General features: G+C 67.5%; 13 protein-coding genes and 1 pseudogene. 6 read left to right on the plus strand and 8 right to left on the minus strand.

Annotated features, from left to right (window positions below; genetic code table 11):
- Window positions 1-9 precede the first annotated feature (9 nt).
- The 5 genes from RCAP_RS14865 to RCAP_RS14885 form a co-directional block, all read right to left on the minus strand.
- Window positions 10-951 (minus strand): FAD:protein FMN transferase, encoded by a 942-nt coding sequence (locus RCAP_RS14865; protein WP_238530205.1) that lies wholly within the window; start codon window positions 949-951, stop codon window positions 10-12.
- Window positions 941-3,148: a PepSY domain-containing protein gene (locus RCAP_RS14870; protein ID WP_013068707.1), complete on the minus strand. Its 2,208-nt coding sequence runs from the start codon at window positions 3,146-3,148 to the stop codon at window positions 941-943. Before RCAP_RS14870 ends, RCAP_RS14865 begins: the two co-directional genes overlap by 11 nt.
- 25 nt (window positions 3,149-3,173) lie before the next feature.
- Window positions 3,174-3,641, minus strand: coding sequence for a DUF2271 domain-containing protein (locus RCAP_RS14875; RefSeq protein WP_013068708.1), 468 nt, complete (start codon window positions 3,639-3,641; stop codon window positions 3,174-3,176).
- A 10-nt stretch (window positions 3,642-3,651) separates the two neighbouring features.
- On the minus strand, window positions 3,652-4,062 hold the full coding sequence (locus RCAP_RS14880) for a hypothetical protein (protein WP_013068709.1): 411 nt from the start codon (window positions 4,060-4,062) through the stop codon (window positions 3,652-3,654).
- A 135-nt stretch (window positions 4,063-4,197) separates the two neighbouring features.
- The gene (locus tag RCAP_RS14885) at window positions 4,198-4,551 is read right to left on the minus strand and encodes a PepSY domain-containing protein (protein ID WP_013068710.1); all 354 of its coding nucleotides are present in this window, start codon (window positions 4,549-4,551) and stop codon (window positions 4,198-4,200) included.
- Between the two features lie 129 nt (window positions 4,552-4,680).
- On the opposite strand from RCAP_RS14885, the gene RCAP_RS14890 reads away from it, so the two are divergent.
- Together RCAP_RS14890 and RCAP_RS14895 are read left to right on the plus strand one after the other, a co-directional pair.
- Window positions 4,681-5,340, plus strand: coding sequence for a response regulator transcription factor (locus RCAP_RS14890; protein ID WP_013068711.1), 660 nt, complete (start codon window positions 4,681-4,683; stop codon window positions 5,338-5,340).
- Complete coding sequence (locus tag RCAP_RS14895) at window positions 5,337-6,665, plus strand: ATP-binding protein (RefSeq protein ID WP_013068712.1); 1,329 nt, start codon at window positions 5,337-5,339, stop codon at window positions 6,663-6,665. The genes RCAP_RS14890 and RCAP_RS14895 overlap by 4 nt, the downstream gene beginning before the upstream one ends.
- 46 nt (window positions 6,666-6,711) lie before the next feature.
- Here RCAP_RS14895 and lsrF read toward each other — a convergent pair whose 3' ends face one another.
- A complete protein-coding gene (gene lsrF, locus RCAP_RS14900; protein WP_238530206.1) occupies window positions 6,712-7,602 on the minus strand; it encodes a 3-hydroxy-5-phosphonooxypentane-2,4-dione thiolase in 891 nt (296 codons plus the stop codon).
- A 231-nt stretch (window positions 7,603-7,833) separates the two neighbouring features.
- Here lsrF and RCAP_RS14905 point away from each other — a divergent pair, with 231 nt between their 5' ends.
- The 4 genes from RCAP_RS14905 (at window position 7,834) to draG (ending at window position 13,808) form a co-directional block, all read left to right on the plus strand.
- Complete coding sequence (locus tag RCAP_RS14905) at window positions 7,834-10,122, plus strand: methyl-accepting chemotaxis protein (protein ID WP_013068714.1); 2,289 nt, start codon at window positions 7,834-7,836, stop codon at window positions 10,120-10,122.
- Between the two features lie 120 nt (window positions 10,123-10,242).
- Window positions 10,243-12,015, plus strand: coding sequence for a cation:proton antiporter domain-containing protein (locus RCAP_RS14910; RefSeq protein WP_013068715.1), 1,773 nt, complete (start codon window positions 10,243-10,245; stop codon window positions 12,013-12,015).
- 81 nt (window positions 12,016-12,096) lie between these two features.
- Window positions 12,097-12,921: an NAD(+)--dinitrogen-reductase ADP-D-ribosyltransferase gene (locus RCAP_RS14915; RefSeq protein WP_013068716.1), complete on the plus strand. Its 825-nt coding sequence runs from the start codon at window positions 12,097-12,099 to the stop codon at window positions 12,919-12,921.
- 11 nt (window positions 12,922-12,932) lie between these two features.
- A complete protein-coding gene (draG, locus tag RCAP_RS14920) occupies window positions 12,933-13,808 on the plus strand; it encodes an ADP-ribosyl-[dinitrogen reductase] hydrolase (protein ID WP_013068717.1) in 876 nt (291 codons plus the stop codon).
- Here draG and RCAP_RS19955 read toward each other — a convergent pair.
- On the minus strand, window positions 13,772-14,911 hold the full coding sequence (locus RCAP_RS19955; protein WP_238530207.1) for a cyclin-dependent kinase inhibitor 3 family protein: 1,140 nt from the start codon (window positions 14,909-14,911) through the stop codon (window positions 13,772-13,774). The two genes, draG and RCAP_RS19955, sit on opposite strands and share 37 nt — an antisense overlap.
- A gap of 294 nt (window positions 14,912-15,205) precedes the next feature.
- Window positions 15,206-16,318: pseudogene (locus RCAP_RS19035) on the minus strand (IS4 family transposase).
- Window positions 16,319-16,436: the final 118 nt, after the last annotated feature.

Below are 16,436 nucleotides of genomic sequence, written 5' to 3' on the forward strand. Positions count from 1 at the left end.
CGCCACGCGTCAGACGGCCCCCGGCACCGGGGTGCGGCGGTCGGCCGCGGTCAGGCAGATCAGCTCGGCGCCAAGGCGCGCCGCCAGCGCCCGGCCCCGGCTTTCGCCCAGCACCATGCAGGCGCTGGCCAGGGCATCGGCGCGGATGCAGCTTTCGGCCAGCACCGTGGCCGAGGCCGGACCGCCGATCAGCGGCGCCCCGCGCGCGGGGTCCATCGTATGCGCCAGATGGCGGTCGCCGACCCGGACCCAATGCCGGTAATCGCCCGAGGTGGCGATGGCGAGATCGGTCAGTTCGAACATCGCATGGATGGCGCGATGGCCGAAATCGGGGCGTTCAAGCGCCACCGCCCAGCCGCGGTCGTTTCCGTCCCGGTCTTTCGGAGGTTTTCCAATGGCGCGCAGCTCGCCATCAATCGCGGCCAGCGCGCAGGTGATCCCCGCCGCGCGGGCCGCCGCGATCAGCCGGTCAACCCCGTAACCCTTGGCGATGCCGCACAGATCGAGGCTCATTTCGGCGTGCTTGCGGGCGCGGCCCCGCGCGGGGTCCAGCTCCAGCACCTCGAAACTGGGGCGGCGCGGCTTTGCCATCGCGGCGCGGATCGCGGCTTCGTCGGCGGGCACCGGGCCGAAGCCCCAGGCGCGGACGGCATCGCCCATCGCGATCTCGAAGGCGCCGCCGCTTTCCCGACCGATGACCAGCGCTTCGACCAGCACCTCCATCAGCTCGGGCGGCAGATCCCGCCATTCCCCCAGCGGCGCCGCGTTGAAGCGCATCAAGTCGCTGTCGGGCTTCCAGGTCGACATCTGCGCGTCGATCCGGTCCACCTCGGCCTGACAGGCGGCGCGCAGCGGGGCCGGGTCGAAGCCCGGCTCCGGATGCAGCGTCAGCGCCCAGCGCGTGCCCATCGTCGCCCCGTTCAGCACCAGACGGGCGTTCTTAATAGACATCTTCGGCATAGCGTCCCTCGGCTTTCAAGCTGGCGGGCGTCTGCCCGATGGGAACCAGGATCTCGGCCAGCGCGTCGCGGACCGCGGCGGCCATGTCGCGCCCGCCGCAGACCATGATCTGCGCCCCCGCCCCGATCAGCCGCGCCAGTTCGGGCGCGTCGGCGCGCAGCGCGTCCTGCACATAGGTCTTCGGCCCGTGGCGGGAAAAGGCGGTGGTCAGGCGCGACAGCTGTCCCGCGGCCTGCCAGTCGCGCAGTTCGGCCTCGTAAAGCAGGTCGCTTTGAGGCGCGCGGGCGCCGAAATACAGGTGCATCGGCCGGTGGCGACGGTTGGCGCGCAGGAAGCCCGCCAGCGGCCCGACGCCGGTGCCCGCGCCGATCAGGATCACCGGCTTGCGGCCCTTTTGCGGCCGGAACGCGGGGTTGCGGCGGACAAAGCCCGCGACCGTCGCGCCGGGGGTCAGATCGGTCAGCTGCCCCGAACAGAGCCCGCCCGGATGACGGCGCACGCAGATTTCCAAAAACCCGTCCCGCGCCGAGGAGGCGAGCGAATAAAACCGCGGCAGGTCCGAGCCCTTGGGGAGGATGCCGATCAGATCGCCCGCTTCGAAACGCGCAAACCCCTGCCCGGTCAGCCGTTGCCAGAGCGTCGCTTGCGGCACCTCAAAGCGCAGGATCGAGGTCGGCGCCTGCACCTCGGCGCCATGATCGCGCCGCGAGATCAGGGTCAGCGCGGTGGTCTTCGGCCGTTCGGGCAGATGCGTCAGATCAAGCGGCAGACCAAGGACGGCGCCCAGATCGCGGCTCCAGCGGGCGAAATCCTGCGCCGATTGCCGGTCGACGGTGGCCATCGGCATCAGGCTTTCCCAGCCGATCGCGGCAGCCGCGGCGCGCAGGCTTTCGGCAAAGCCGCAGAACTGCGGAAAGGTGCGATCGCCAAAGCCGAGGATTGCCAAGGGCGCGGCGGGGGCGGATGTCAGCGCGGCGATGCGGTCCAGGACAGCTTTGGCGGCGGTCGGGGCCTCGCCTTCGCCATAGGTGGCGGCCAGGATCAGGAACCGGCGGGCCCGGGCGTAACGGGCGGGGTCGAAGGAGGCGAGCGGCGCGGTGTGCACCTTTTGCCCGGCGGCAGTCAGGCCATCGTGAAGCGTGCGGGCAAAGCCCCAGGTCGTGCCGCCCTCGGACGCGACAAGCACCACGGTTTCGGCCAGTTGGGCCCGGGCATTGCGGCGGATGCGCCGGTTGGACCGCAGACCGGCCCACCAGTGCTGCGCCCCGGTCAAGGCCAGCGCCGGCACCGACAGGGACATCAGCCCGAGCAGCAGACCCAGCGCCGAGGCCCCCTGCCCCGTGTGCAGCATCACCATGATTTCCGTGGCTTTTTCGAAAAAGCCGGGGGTGGCCGAGGACAGCATCGCCCCGGTGCCCGGATCGATCAGCGCCGCGCCGCCCTCTGTCACCAGCTTGAACGTGTCGGTCGGATCGTCGGGCGAGGGCAGCGAAAGTTCCCGCAGCGCCGCGGCGGGGGTGTTCGCCAGCGCCGGGATCTGGTCATAGGGAAGCCGCGGCAGGGTCGCCGTCGCCAGCGCAGGCGCCGGTTCCGCCGCACCATCGGGCAAAAGCGAGAACATCGAGGCGGTCATCCACAGCGCGGTGAGGGACGACAGGATCAGCCCGCCCACGGCAAAGCGGGCCAGCTCCACATGCAGCCGCCCGGCAAAGGGGCCACGCGTGCGGCCAAACCAGCGGCTCCAGCCGCCCATCCGCCGCGCCACGAGCCAGGCCCCCGAAATCGCCAGCGCCAGCATCAGCGCCGCCCCCGCCGCCGCGACCAGCCGCCCGGTGTCCCCGGCGAACAATTCGCGGTGCAGATCGGTCAGGAACCGCGATCCGGGCAGCGGATCGGGGCTGCCCAGATCGGCGCCGGTCGCGGGGTCGATCACCGCCGCGCCGGGCCTGCCGCCCTCGAACCACCAGGCCACCACGCGCCCCGAAGGCGCGCGGCGGATCTGTTCGAGACCGGGATGGGCCGAGGCCACCCGTGCCGCCAGATCGGCGACCGTCAGCGTGCTTTCCGCCTGCGGCACGGCAAGCCGTTCCAGCGCCGGGTAAAGCGACAGCGCGGATCCGGAAAGCGCCAGCACAAGAACAAGAAGCGCCGCCAGAAGGCCGGGCCAACGGTGCAGGAATCGCAGCACGGGAATGCCTCCTTTTTTCAGGGGTTTACTTGGAAACGGTCAGGCTCTGGACGAAGTATTTCCCCGCCACCGGTTTGCCCAGATTGTCCGAGGTGAGCGGGATCGTGACGTCATCGGGCACGTCCGACATCTTCTCGACCGAACTGTCGACATGCAGGACATAGCCCTGATCGAACAGCGTATCGGCCAGATCGAGGGTGATCGTCAGCTCACGCCCCGCGCCGACCGAGGCCCCGGTGATGCCATCGACCTGCGCGGTATTGCCGCCGGTCGCCGCATACCAGCCGCCGAGGTGGCTGTAATATTTCGCCTTGCCGCCCGCCATCCAGAGGCTGCCGACATAGCCGCCCGTCGCATCGGTGACGTAATAGGCCAGATAGGCGCCGTCGCCGCCGTAAGCGCTCATCTGCGTGGTGAAGGTGACCGGGGTGGCGAGCGCCATCCCCGGAACAAGCGCGGTCGTGACCGCAAGCGCGGTGTGAAGCGGTTTCATCGCGGTCTCCTCAGTTCGTTTGCACTTGCGGTTTCGAGCCCGGCGCGAAAAGCCCGTTCGAGGGCGGGGCAACGGTGCCCGCCGCCGCCGGGGCCGCGCCGCAGCCGGTCGCACCGGGCGGGCAGTTGCGGCGGCCGTGATCGTCGTCGTCGTCATCATCGTCGTGATGGCCGTGGTGGCCGTGATGGCCGAACCAGCCGAAGAAGCCGTCGTCATCATCGTCATCATCGTGGTCATTGTCGGCCAGCTGCACCGGCTGCGCGGGGCTGCCTTGCGCCGAGGCCGCGACCTTGGAGGTGGCCAGCGCCGCGGCGGTATTGCCCGCAAAGACCGGCGCGTCGATCGGCGCGGCCGAAAGCGCGCCGACCACGGTCGAGGACAAAAGCACCGCAAGCGCGATCAGGGGAAGAGAGGATTTCATCTGTGATTTCCTTTGGTTGCATCAGACATGAAGGCACCCGGCCCGGACCGGAGGTCCGGGGAAAAGGCGCTTTGGGAAGGGTGGGCGGCGGCTCCGACCAAGGAAAAACCGCCGCCCTGTCCGGGCGGACCCGGATCAGTCGTCGTGATGGGGGGAACGATCCTTGTCGTCGTGGTCATCGCCGCGACGGCGGTGATGGTCGTCGTCATCGTCGTCGTCGCCGCGGCGCAGGATCTGCAACGAGCCGGGGTCGAGCCGCATCCGCACCCGCAGCCCGGTCGCATCCCGCGCATCGACTTCGTAACAGCCGTCGTCGATCTTGATGCGCCGCACCGTCAGGCCCTGCTGTTCCACCAGCGCCTGCACCGCCTCGCGCGGTTGCCAGTCGGCCATCGGCACGATGCAGTCATTGTCATGCGCGGCGGCGGCGGGGGCCTGTGCCAGCACCACCAAAGCGGCGAAAGCGGGCAGGAAGCGGGAAGCGGTCATCGGGTCCTCCATCAGGATGAGGCCCTTTTGCCCCGCGTTTCTGACGACAAGCTGAAGCGTTCGAAAAACCTGCTTCAGCTTCCCGTCAGCTTGGCACAGGATAGGACAAGGGGGAACAAGGAGCCCGCCATGCGCATCCTCATCGTGGAAGACGACGCCATTCTGGGGGCCGCGGTGCGCGATCAGGTGGCCGCCGACGGCCATTCGGTCGATTGGGCGATGCGGCTGGATCAGGCCGCGGATGCGCTGGCGGTGGCGGCCTATGATCTGATCCTGCTCGATCTGATGCTGCCCGACGGCCGCGGCATTCCGTTTCTGAAAACCCTGCGCACACAGGGGGTTGCGACGCCGGTGATCATTCTGACCGCGCTTGATCAGGTCTCGGACCGGATCGAGGGGCTGAATGCCGGGGCCGATGATTATCTGGTCAAGCCCTTCGATCTGGCGGAGCTGACGGCGCGGATCGGCTCGGTGGCGCGGCGCTATGCGGGCAATCCCAATCCGGTCATCCGTCTGGGCGAGCTGACGATCGACCTTGCCGCGCGCGAGCTGCGCCGGGCGGGCAAGGCGGTCGCGCTGACGGCGCGGGAATGGGCGCTTTTCGAGCTGCTTCTGTCCCGCCCCGGGCAGATCTTTCCGAAACGCGACCTCGAGGACCGGCTTTATTCTTTCGACGACGAGATCGGCTCGAATACTTTGGAAGTGCATGTCTCAAGGCTGCGCAAGAAACTGGGCGCGCAAGTGATCGAGACCGAACGCGGCCTTGGCTACCGGCTGGCGCGGCCATGAGACCGGCGTCGCTGCAAGCGCGGCTGGCCATTGCGGTGGGGCTTCTGGTCACCGTCCTTTGGATCGCGGCGGCCAGTTTTACCGCCTGGCGGCAGCGGCTGCAGATGGATGCGATGTTCGATGCCTCGTTGCAGGAAACCGCGCATCGGGTCCTGCCGCTGGTCGTTTCCGACATCCTGAGCCGCGGCGATCTGGTGACGGGCACGCAAAGGGTGCCCGCGGTGCGGCCGCATGACGACAGCTTCAGCTATATCGTGCGCGACGACAAGGGCTCGATCCTGATGATCTCGCATGGGGCCGATCCGGGGCTGTTTCCGGCCTGGGACGGGATCGGCTTTCGTTCCACCCAGGCCTTGCGGCTTTACAATGACGCGGCGTTGCAGGGCACGGTGCGGATCTCGGTGGCCGAGCCGATGGTGCATCGCAAGCGCATGGCTTTCGAGGTGCGGATGGGGCTTCTGGCGCCGATCGCGCTGGTCTTGCCCCTGACGCTTGCCGGGATTGCCGGGCTGATCCGCTACGGTTTCGCGCCGCTGCGGCAGTTCCGGCTGCGGCTGGCCCGGCGCGGAGCCGCCGATCTGACGCCGGTGGACGCAAGTGCCCTGCCCGCCGAGGTGCAGCCGCTGGCCGAGACGCTGAACGCGCTGCTGACCCGGCTGGACGACGCCTTTCAGGCCGAGCGCAGCTTTGCCGCCAATGCCGCGCATGAGCTGCGCACGCCCTTGGCAGGGGCGATCGCGCAGGCGCAGCGGCTGCGCGCCGAGACGACCGACCCCGCGGTGATCGCCCGGGCAAGCGACATCGAAACCGTGCTGAAGCGGCTGACCCGGCTCTCGGAGGGGCTGATGAGCCTTGCCCGGGCCGAGGGCGGACGGCTGCGGCGGGATACGGTGCAGGATCTGCGCCCGGTGGTGCGGATCGTCACCGAGGATGCGATGCGGCTCGCGGGCGGGGCCGGGGTCACGATGGATCTGCCCGAGGGGCCGGTGCTCTCCGATCTTGACCCGGATCTGTTCGGGATTCTGGTGCGCAATCTGGTGTCGAACGCGCTGCGCTATGGCACGGAGGTGCGGCTCCGGCTGGAACCGGGGCTTGTGCGGGTCGAGAACGATTGCGAGCCGCTGCCGCCCGAGGTTCTGGCGCGGATCGGGGCGCGGTTCGAACGCGCGCCCAGCGCCCTGCGCGGCGGCGCGGGGCTTGGTCTGGCGATCGTGCAGACGATCCTGACCCGTGCCGGGGGGACGCTGCTTCTGAGCTCTCCCCTGCCCGGTCAAAGCCGCGGCTTTGCCGCCGAAGCCCGGTTCGCCGCCCGTCAGCAGGCCTGAAAAGCCCCGGTCCGCAACCGGGGCTTTCTGGATTTTCCGCGTGACGTCAGCCCTTGAGATCCAGGAAAAGCTGATAGGCCTCCTTGGCGGTGAAGTTTTCATGCACGACCTTGGCCACCGCCTGGATCATCGCCACCGGAGCCTCCGACTGGAAGATGTTGCGGCCCATGTCGACGCCCGCCGCGCCCTGATCGATGGCTTTATACGCCATGTCGAGCGCCTCGAGTTCCGGCAGTTTCTTGCCGCCCGCGATCACCAGCGGCACCGGGCAACCGGCGGCGACCTTCTCGAAGCCCTCTTCGACGAAATAGGTCTTGACGTATTGCGCACCCAGTTCCGCCGCGATCCGCGTCGCCAGACCGAAGTAGCGCGCGTCGCGGGCCATGTCCTTGCCGACCCCGGTCACGGCCAGCGTCGGAATGCCGTAGCGGGTGCCGGTGTCGATCAGTTTCAGGACGTTGGTGATCGATTTGTGCTCGTATTCCGAGCCGATATAGACCTGCGCCGCCATCGCGCAAACGCCCAGCCGGATCGCATCCTCGATCTCCACCGCGACGGTTTCGTTCGAAAGCTCGGTCAGGATCGAGTTCCCGCCCGAGCAGCGCAGCGCCACGGGCTTGGTGTTCGTCGGCGGCACGGTCGAGCGCAAGGCGCCGCGGGTGCACATCAGCACGTCGGCGTAGTCGCACAGCGGCAGGATGTTCAGGTCCATCCGTTCGAGCCCCGTCGCCGGACCCTGGAAATAGCCGTGGTCAAAGGCGAGCATGACCGTGCGGCCGGTCTTCGGGTTGAAGATCCGCGACAGGCGGTTCTTCATCCCCCAGTCGTAATGGGCCGCGCCCTTGAGGTAGAAGCCCTGCAGGTCGGCAGGCCGGTCGAGCCCGAAATCCTTGCCTTCCTTGATGTCGTCGAGATCGGCCATGGTCGTTCCTTTCATTTCAGGCCGGAGCCGGTTCCTGGCCCCGGAACGGGCAGAGGGGGGCCGCCCCCCGCCTGCGATCGGCGGCAAGATACCCTGCCCACCGCGAATGTCCCAGCGAAGCCGAGGCCCCGCCGCCGACATATTGCCGCATCTGCAAGCGCTTGGCGGCGTTTCCCGGGGCGCTGTTTACGTAATGTTTCCGCTTCTGTCCTAGGGTCCGGGCGACTTGGAAGGGAACAGGAACCGATGAAACACCCGTTGAAATCCGTCTCGGGCAAGCTTGGTCTCGCGGCAGGCCTTGCGATTTCGCTGATCGTTCTGGGCTACACGGCCTATAGCGGCTGGAAAACCTCGGCCCGGGTCGAGGCGCAGGTGATGGAGACGGCGACCGGCAAGGCCCGATTCGCCGCCGGTGAAGTGGCCCGGCAGATGACCGAGGCCGTCGCCACCGCGGAAGCCCTCAACGGCATGGTCACCGGCTACATGCGCCACGGCCAGGCCGAGACGCCCGAGATCATCGCGATGCTGAAACAGGTTCCGATGCGCTATGACAACCTGTTTTCGTCCTGGATGTCGGCGATCCCCGGCGGGGTGACCGACAGTTTCCTGACCGGCACCGACGGGCGAAACGCCGCGGGCGACTTTTCGCCCTACTGGACCAAGGACGGCAAGGGCGGGCTGACCTTCCAGACCTTCCCGATCGACCCGAAGGAAATGTGGTTCGACGTCCCCACGAAAACCGGCAAGAGCCTGACGACAGAGCCTTATCTGACCAAACAAGGCTATGTGGTCACCTCGATCTCGGTGCCGATGCAGATCGACGGCAAGATGGTCGGGCTGATCGGCGTCGACATCACGCTGGAAGAGATGTCGCAGATGATGGGGGAGATGGAGACCTTCGAGGGCGGGCGGATGATGCTGGTCGACGCGGCCGGCAAATGGATCGCCAACCCCGACCCGGCGCTGTTCACCAAACCCTACGAGGGGATCGGCGCCGATCTGGTCAAAGCCGCGCTGGCCGATGGCAAGCCCCGGGTGATCGAGGGCTTCGAGGATGGCACGCGCAGGCTGGTTTATCCGTTCAGCGCCAAGGGGATGAATGTCACCTGGGCGACCATTCTGGACGTTCCGGGGGCGGTCTTCACCACCCCGGTTCACCACGAGGTGCTTGCCACCACGCTGGGCGGGTTGGCGATTCTGGTGATGACGCTGGGGGCGATCTATCTTGCCGCCTCGGCGCTGGTGCAGCGGCCGCTCGGGCGGATGCTGGCGGCGGTGAACGGGCTGGCGGCGGGGGTCTATGACACCCCGGTTGCGGGCACCGAACGGCGCGACGAGATCGGCGCCATGGCCGCCTCGGTCGAGACCCTGCGGCATGTGCTGGCCGACCGCAAGCAGCTTGAGGCCGAACAGACCCGGCTGCGCGCCGAAGCCGAGACGCAGCGCCTGCAGCGCGAGGCCGAAGCGGCGCGGATGCGCGACGAACGCGAGGCGAGCCGTCTGGCCGAGATCGACCGCGACCGCCGCGAGGCCGCCGCGCTCGAAGAGGCCCGCCGCGCCGAGGAGGCGCAGCGCGAAGCCCATGCCAACGAACAGTCGCAGGTGGTCGAAAGCCTGGCCTCGGGCCTGCGCGATCTGGCGCGGGGCGATCTGTCGGTGGCGATCTCGACCCGGTTCCCGCCCGCCTATGAACAGCTGCGGATCGATTTCAACGAAACCGTGGCGCGGCTGTCGGATGTGATGGGATCGATCGATGCGGCGACGCGCTCGATCACCGGCGGCGTCGCCGAGATCACCGGCGCGACCACCGATCTGTCGCGGCAGGCCGAAACCGCGGCGGCGACGCTGGAGCAAACCGCGGCGGCGCTGAACGAGCTGACCGCCTCGGTGCAATCGGCGGCGCAAAGCGCGCGGCAGGTCGACACCATCGTGCGCGGCGCCACCGAAAAGGCGCGGACCACGACCCAGGTGGTCGAGGAAACCGTGACCGCCATGGGCGCGATCCAGACCTCGTCGGAACAGATCTCGCGGATCATCACCGTGATCGACGACATCGCCTTCCAGACCAACCTGCTGGCGCTGAACGCGGGCGTCGAGGCCGCCCGGGCGGGCGAGGCGGGCCGCGGCTTCGCCGTCGTCGCCTCGGAGGTGCGGGCGCTGGCGCAACGCGCCTCGGAAGCCGCCCGCGAGATCGGCGCGCTGATTTCCAGCTCGGGCGATCAGGTGACGACCGGGGTCGCCCTTGTCGGCCGCGCCGGAGAGGCGCTGCGGGTCATCGTCGAGGCGGTCGAAACGATTTCCAGCCATGTCGGCGAGATCGCGTCTTCGGCGCATGAACAGGCCTCGGGCATCGGCGAGATCAGTTCCGCGATGAACCAGCTCGACCGGACGCAGCAGCACAATGCCGCCGCCTACGAGGAAACCGCCGCCGCCTGCATGACATTGAGCGGGCAGACCCGCGGGCTCGAGGAACTGGTCAGCCAGTTCCGCATCGGCGCCCCGGCGCGCGACGCGCAAGACAGCGCCGCCGCCTGACCCGGCGCCCGCGCCTGACCGGGGGAACGTCTCTCTGCGGCGGGTCCGTCCGGTCGGACGCTCTGCCGCAGGGTGCATGTCGCCTCTGGCGTCGGCGGCGCGGGCGTGGTTGAACATCCCATGTCCATTGCATCCGAAATCGGCCTCTACCGCGAGGCGCTCGTGTTTCTCGGCACGGCCGGGGTCATCATTCCGCTGATGACCCGGTTCCGCATCAGCCCGGTGGTCGGATTTCTGGTCGCCGGCCTGCTGCTCGGCCCGCATGCCATCGGCCGGTTCGCCGACACTTTCCCGCCCCTCGGCTGGATCACCATCCGCTCGCAGGAGGCGGTCGATCAGCTGGCCGAGCTGGGCGTGGCCTTCCTTCTGTTCACCATCGGGCTTGAGCTTTCGCTCGACCGGCTCTGGACGATGCGCCGCTCGGTCTTCGGGCTGGGCATGGCGCAGGTCGCCCTGACCACCGCGGCGATCGCGGTCACCGCCTTTGCCTTCGGCAACCCGATCGACGCCAGCCTGGTGATCGGCGCCTGTCTGGCGCTGTCCTCGACCGCGATCGTGGTGCAGCTTCTGGCCGAACAGCACCGGCTGACCTCGGTCGCGGGGCGCAACATCTTTGGCGTGCTTCTGGCGCAGGATCTGGCGGTGGTGCCGATCCTGTTTCTGATCGTCGTCTTCGGCGAGGCGGGCAAGGGCGGCTCCGAGGCGATCACGCTGCAGACGGTGCTTTCGGGCCTCGGCATCGCGGTCATTCAGGCCGTTGCCGCCATCAGCCTGATCGTCGGCATCGGCCGGGTGATCCTGCGCCGCCTGTTCCGCTCGGTCGCGCGCACGCACAACCGGGAATTGTTCATGGCGGCGATCCTCTTCGTCGTCGTCGGCACCTCGCTGATCACCCTTGCCGCCGGGCTGTCGATGGCGCTTGGCGCCTTTCTGGCCGGGCTTCTGCTGGCCGAGACCGAGTTCCGCCGTCAGGTCGAGGTCGATATCGAACCCTTCAAGGGCCTGCTGCTCGGCCTGTTCTTCATCTCGGTGGGGATGCGGATCGACCCGGCCTCGGTGGCGCAGCATCCGGTGATGCTGGCGATGTCGGTGATCGGCATGACCGGGCTCAAGGCGGCGGTGATCGCGCTGCTGGCGCGGCTGTTCGGTCTGGCCTGGCCCGTGGCGCTGGAAGCCAGCCTGCTGCTGGCGGGCGGCGGCGAATTTGCCTTTCTCGTGCTCAGCCTGGCCGGTTCCTCGGGGCTGACCACGCCCGAGGTGGAACAGTTCATGCTGCTTGTCGCCTCGGGGACGATGCTGGCGACGCCGGTTCTGGCGCGGATGGGGCGCAGCCTTGGCCAGCGCAGCACCCGCGCCACCGCGCTGACCGATCTGCCCGCCGAGACCCCCGAGGCCATCGCCAGCCGTCCGCTGGTGATCGGCGGCGGCCGGGTCGGCAAGCTTGTCTGCGACGTGCTGGCGGGCGAGGGCTACAGCTGTCTGGTCATCGACCGCGATGCCGAGCTGGTGGCGCGCGGCCGGGCCGAGGGGCGCGACATCATCTTCGGCGATGCCCAGCGCCCCGGCATCTTGCGCAAATGCGGCATCGAAACCGCGCCGATCGTGGTGGTCACGCTGCATGACGCGGCGATCACCGAACAGGTGGTGACGATGCTGCACCGGCTGCGCCCCGACCTGCCGGTGATCGCGCGGGCCCGCGATGCGGACCATGCGGTGCGGCTGTTCTCGATGGGGGCAGTGCAGGTGATTCCCGAGGCTTTCGAAACCGGGCTGGATCTGGCGGGCGTCACGCTGCGTCGCCTTGGCGCCCCGGCCGAACATACCCATGCGCTGCTGGAAACCCGGCGCGAGGCGATGCTGCGGCTGTTGCGCAGCGAGCCGGGCCCGGGCTGAGCCGGGCAGGAAACGGGCCAGCCCGGGCCTGCGCGCAAACGTACCCTTCCCAGACCGGGGGCAAGACCGCATCATCCGGGCATGGATGACACCTTTTCTCCTTCCCGGCACGGCCTTGGCCATTCCACCAATCTGGTCGGGCGGCCCTCGGCCTGGATGGCGAGCCCCGGCTTCAACGATGCGCCCGTTGCGCTGCATATCTGGGGCGTGCGGGAAATGAACCCGGCGCTGTTCACCATGCTTGATCAGGCGGAAACGCTGGCCGAGGCGGGCGAGGCCTTTCTGGCCTATATGGTGGCGATGTTCGGCATCGACCCCGAGCAGCGCGACGCCGCCCCGGGCAGCCGCAAGCGGTTCCGCTCGTCCTTCCTGCGGCTCATTCAGGGCTGGGGTTTTGACAGCAACGGCCCCGAGGGCGCGGTGCTGAAGGGCTGGGTGGAAAGCCGCTTCGGCATCCTGCCCAGCTTTCACAAGGAGATCATCCCCGACACCCAGGGCCCGGTCTGGCAGGCCTATGTGGCCGAACGGATGCAAAGCCGCTTTCACGACAATGCGATCCTCGTGCAGCTCGATCTGCTGTTCGAATTCTGCCAATGGGCGGTGGCCCGTTTCGCCTATCCGGGGCAAAGCCATCTGACGCTCTATCGCGGCATCAATGCGGTCGACCGGCATGGCATTCTGGAACAGCAAAGCCGCCGCGCGGCGGTAATCCGGCTCAACAATCTTGTGTCGTTTTCCTCCGACCGCGAGGTGGCGGACTGCTTTGGCGACCGGATCATCACGACCCGGGTGCCGCTGGCCAAGGTGCTGTTCTTTCCCGGCCTGCTGCCCTCGCCCCTGTTGCGGGGCGAGCGCGAATTTCTGGTGCTTGGCGGCGCGTTTCGGGTCAGTATCGAGGATATCTAGGGGGATGCGCGATGGGCGATGTGCAGGATCGGGCGATGGCGGCCTTTCTCGGCTTTGCCCTGGGCGATGCGCTGGGGGCGACGGTCGAATTCCTGACCCCGCGCGAGATCGCGGCGCGGCACGGCCTGCACAGGGAGATCATCGGCGGCGGCTGGCTGAAGCTGAAGCCCGGCGCGGTGACCGATGACACGCAGATGGCGCTGGTGCTGGGGCGCTCGCTGATCGCGCGGCAGGGCTTTGATGCAAGGGACATCTGCGCCGGGTTTGCCGCCTGGCTGAAATCGGGTCCGGCCGATGTCGGCAACACCTGTCGGCGCGGCATCCGGCGGTTTTTGGAACAGGGCACGGTCGAGGGCCCCTATGCCGAGGATGACGCGGGCAATGGCGCGGCGATGCGGGTGCTGCCGGTGGCGCTGGCGACGCTGGGCCATCCCGAACGCGCCGCCGCCTGGACCGTGGCGCAGGCGCATGCGACGCATAACCACCCGCTCTCCGATGCCGCCTGTGTCGCGCTGGTGCGGATGGTGCAGGGGCTGGTGCTTGGCGGGGGGGCCGCGGTCATTGCCCGCGAGGCCGAGGCGCTGATCGCGCAACATCGCGATTTCCGTTTCGTGCCCTATCGCGGCCGGTCCTCGGCCTTCGTGGTCGAGACGCTGCAGACGGTGCTGCATTACACGCTCTCATCGGAGAGTTTCGAGGAGGTGCTGACCGGCACCGTCAATCAGGGCGGCGATGCCGATACGACGGGGGCGCTGGCGGGGATGCTGGCGGGGGCGCGCGGCGGGATGGCGGCGCTGCCGGAACGCTGGCTTGCGGCGCTTGACCCCGCGGTGACGGCCGAGATCCGCGCTCAGGTGCCGAAGCTGCTGGCGCTTTCGGGCATCTGAGTGAGCTGCCGGGCCAGATCGGCCTTGCGGGCAAGAAGCGTCTCGGCCAGCGCCGCGCGGCCGCCGAACCGGGCCACGACAATGCGGATTGCGGCCTCGGGCAGGCCGATCACCACCATCAGCGCCGCACGCAGGGCATCGGGCGGCATCGGCCCGAAGAGCGCGACCGCGAAAGGGTTGTCGGGATCGGTGCGCAGCCGGTCCACCTCGGGCACGGTGGGGCCGAAGGCGCGGCCCTTGGGGTCGCCCTGCGCCCGGAAGTCCAGCGCGCCGCCGACATCGAGCGTCGTCACCACGCCGCCGATCACGCCCTGATTGTCGCCCTGAAACCCGGCGGCGTCCCAGTTCGCCAGCCAAGCATGCACGCCGAACCAGCGCCAGGCCTGCGCCCGCTCGGCCGGGTCCAGCTGCGACAGGCGGGATTTTTCCAGATCGACGAAGACCGTCGCCACCTGATCGGGCGCGGCGCAGGGCAGGTAGGACAGCACCGGCGCCCCGGCCAGACGGTAAAGCGCCGCCGCCAGATATTCGTTCCGGGCATGGGCGGGGCTTTCCAGCTCCTTGACGTAAAGCCGCCCGCCCGCCGCATCGGCCCAGATCCCGCCGGGATTCGAGCCGAGCCGCCCGCCGACGCGTGTCAGCTGCGCCGGATCGACCCGCGCGGGCTCGGCCAGCGGCAGCGTCGCGCGGACAAGGGCCAGTTGCGCAGGCGTCTCGATCGCGCCGGGCCGGGCCGTCCGCACGGCGTTCACCGCCGCTTTCGGATCGGCGCCCAGTTCCACCAGCAGCCGCGCCGCGATCATCCCCGCCCGGCCAAGCCCGCCCTTGCAATGCACGACGACATCGGCGCCCGCACGCAGGGCGGCGCGGATCACCCGCCCCTCGGCCTGCCAGCGCGCTTCAAAGGCCGGGGTCGGCACGGAATAATCGGCAATCGGCAGGGGATGCCAGTCCATCCCCCGCGCGCGGACCTGCGTGCCAAGGTCCGGCACCTTGAGCATGCCCAGTTCCTGCGGCTCGACCAGCGTCAGCACATGGGCCGCGCCCCAATCCGCAATCGCATCGAGATCAAGGCCCAGATCGCGCGCCCAGGCGCCCGACATCGCGGCGCGGTCGTGCTTGCCGGGGCAAAAGGTGATGCCGATGCGACCCAGGCCGGGCCCGGCCGGAACCTCGGCGATCTGCAGCGGATGGTAAGGCTGGTGCGGCGCTGGCCATGATCCCCTCGTGGTCCGGGGCAGGATAGGGCGGCCAGGGGGGGCCCAAGGCCCGGTAACGTCGCAGGGCCGATGCCTCGCGTTCTTCAATTGCGTTTTGTAGGCTGTCAGGGATACTGTCCCACGAATGGTCCACCTGTAAGCTCCTCATGACCATTTTTGTTGATTCTCCACAACGAGTTAGTTCTTCTTTTCGGATCCGGCACTTCTGGGGGGGAAATCCAGCGATGGCTGGATTAAGTCGTCAATTAAAAATGCGGCGAGTATATTAGCAAATATCCACGCTTTCGCGAATTCAGGTTCCTTTGCACGCAAAGCATCCAAGTGCAGCAAACTTTTGAACCGCTTAAAAGCCAGTTCAATTTACCATCACAAACGGTAACAATCAGCCACTTGCTCTGCTGAATATTCATCTTCCGGTAATGATGTTAGCAATAGCACATGGCCCGCTGCTTCCATCGTTTCCGCCTGAACTACTCGTCCTTTTCAACGATTCTCGCTGAGCAGTCGGGTTTTACTGATTAATGCTTTTTCGGGAGGAAGTGATACGGCAATGAGACGTGCCGGAAAGGGAGCTCCGGCTTTTTTATTACCTGAATTGCCTATCATTACAGTGGTTTCACCGTTCTTACCGCAATCCAGCCCGCGCAGAAAACCCATCATGTCAAAGCGCATTCCTTCTGCAGTTAACCAGCGCAATCCTCGCCAGTGAACCCGGACGATATAATCAGCTTCTCCAAAAGCAAGTGAGCGGATACATTCGGGACGCGAACCGAATCCCCGGTCAGCAATGCGTATCTCGTCTGCCGTTTGCGCAAATCGGTCCAGCCGTTCAGCGTCTCTGCTGTCGGTTAGCTCAAAATCAGTGAACTGACAGGTATGAGGATCATATCCCATATGTAGTCGCCATTCAGCGCTGCCGCCCCCGGGCGCACTGATTGCTGTTCCATCGACAAGACGCAATCTCTTTCCGCTTGTACAACCCGTAACTGCGGCGCGTACAGCAAGTGTTTGTGCGGCAAGTATGCCAAACCAGTCGGCGGCATTCCGCAGCCGCTTCAGGAGAGCCACGTCAGATAATGTTGCAACGTCATGGAGCTGAGCCCATGCAGTGACTTCACGTAATGACATCCCCCCGGGGCCGTAAGCCAGCCCCAGACGTAGCAGAGTTGCAGCATCACGAATTTCGCGGCGGCGGGTTAGAGCCCCGGCATTACGTGCCGAAGTATCAAGTTCTTCGGGCCTACCAATATGGGCCAGAATTGCTGACCAGTTATCGTGAGAGTAATCCATCGGCACGTCAAATCATATCAGGCGTTATACCACAACCCTTAAGTTAGCGCTCATGGGGATCCCCCTCGTGGTCCGGGGCAGGATAGGGGCGGCGCATGGGGGGCCCAAGGCCCGGAAC

The sequence above is a fragment of the Rhodobacter capsulatus SB 1003 genome, from assembly GCF_000021865.1.
Lineage (GTDB): Bacteria > Pseudomonadota > Alphaproteobacteria > Rhodobacterales > Rhodobacteraceae > Rhodobacter > Rhodobacter capsulatus_B.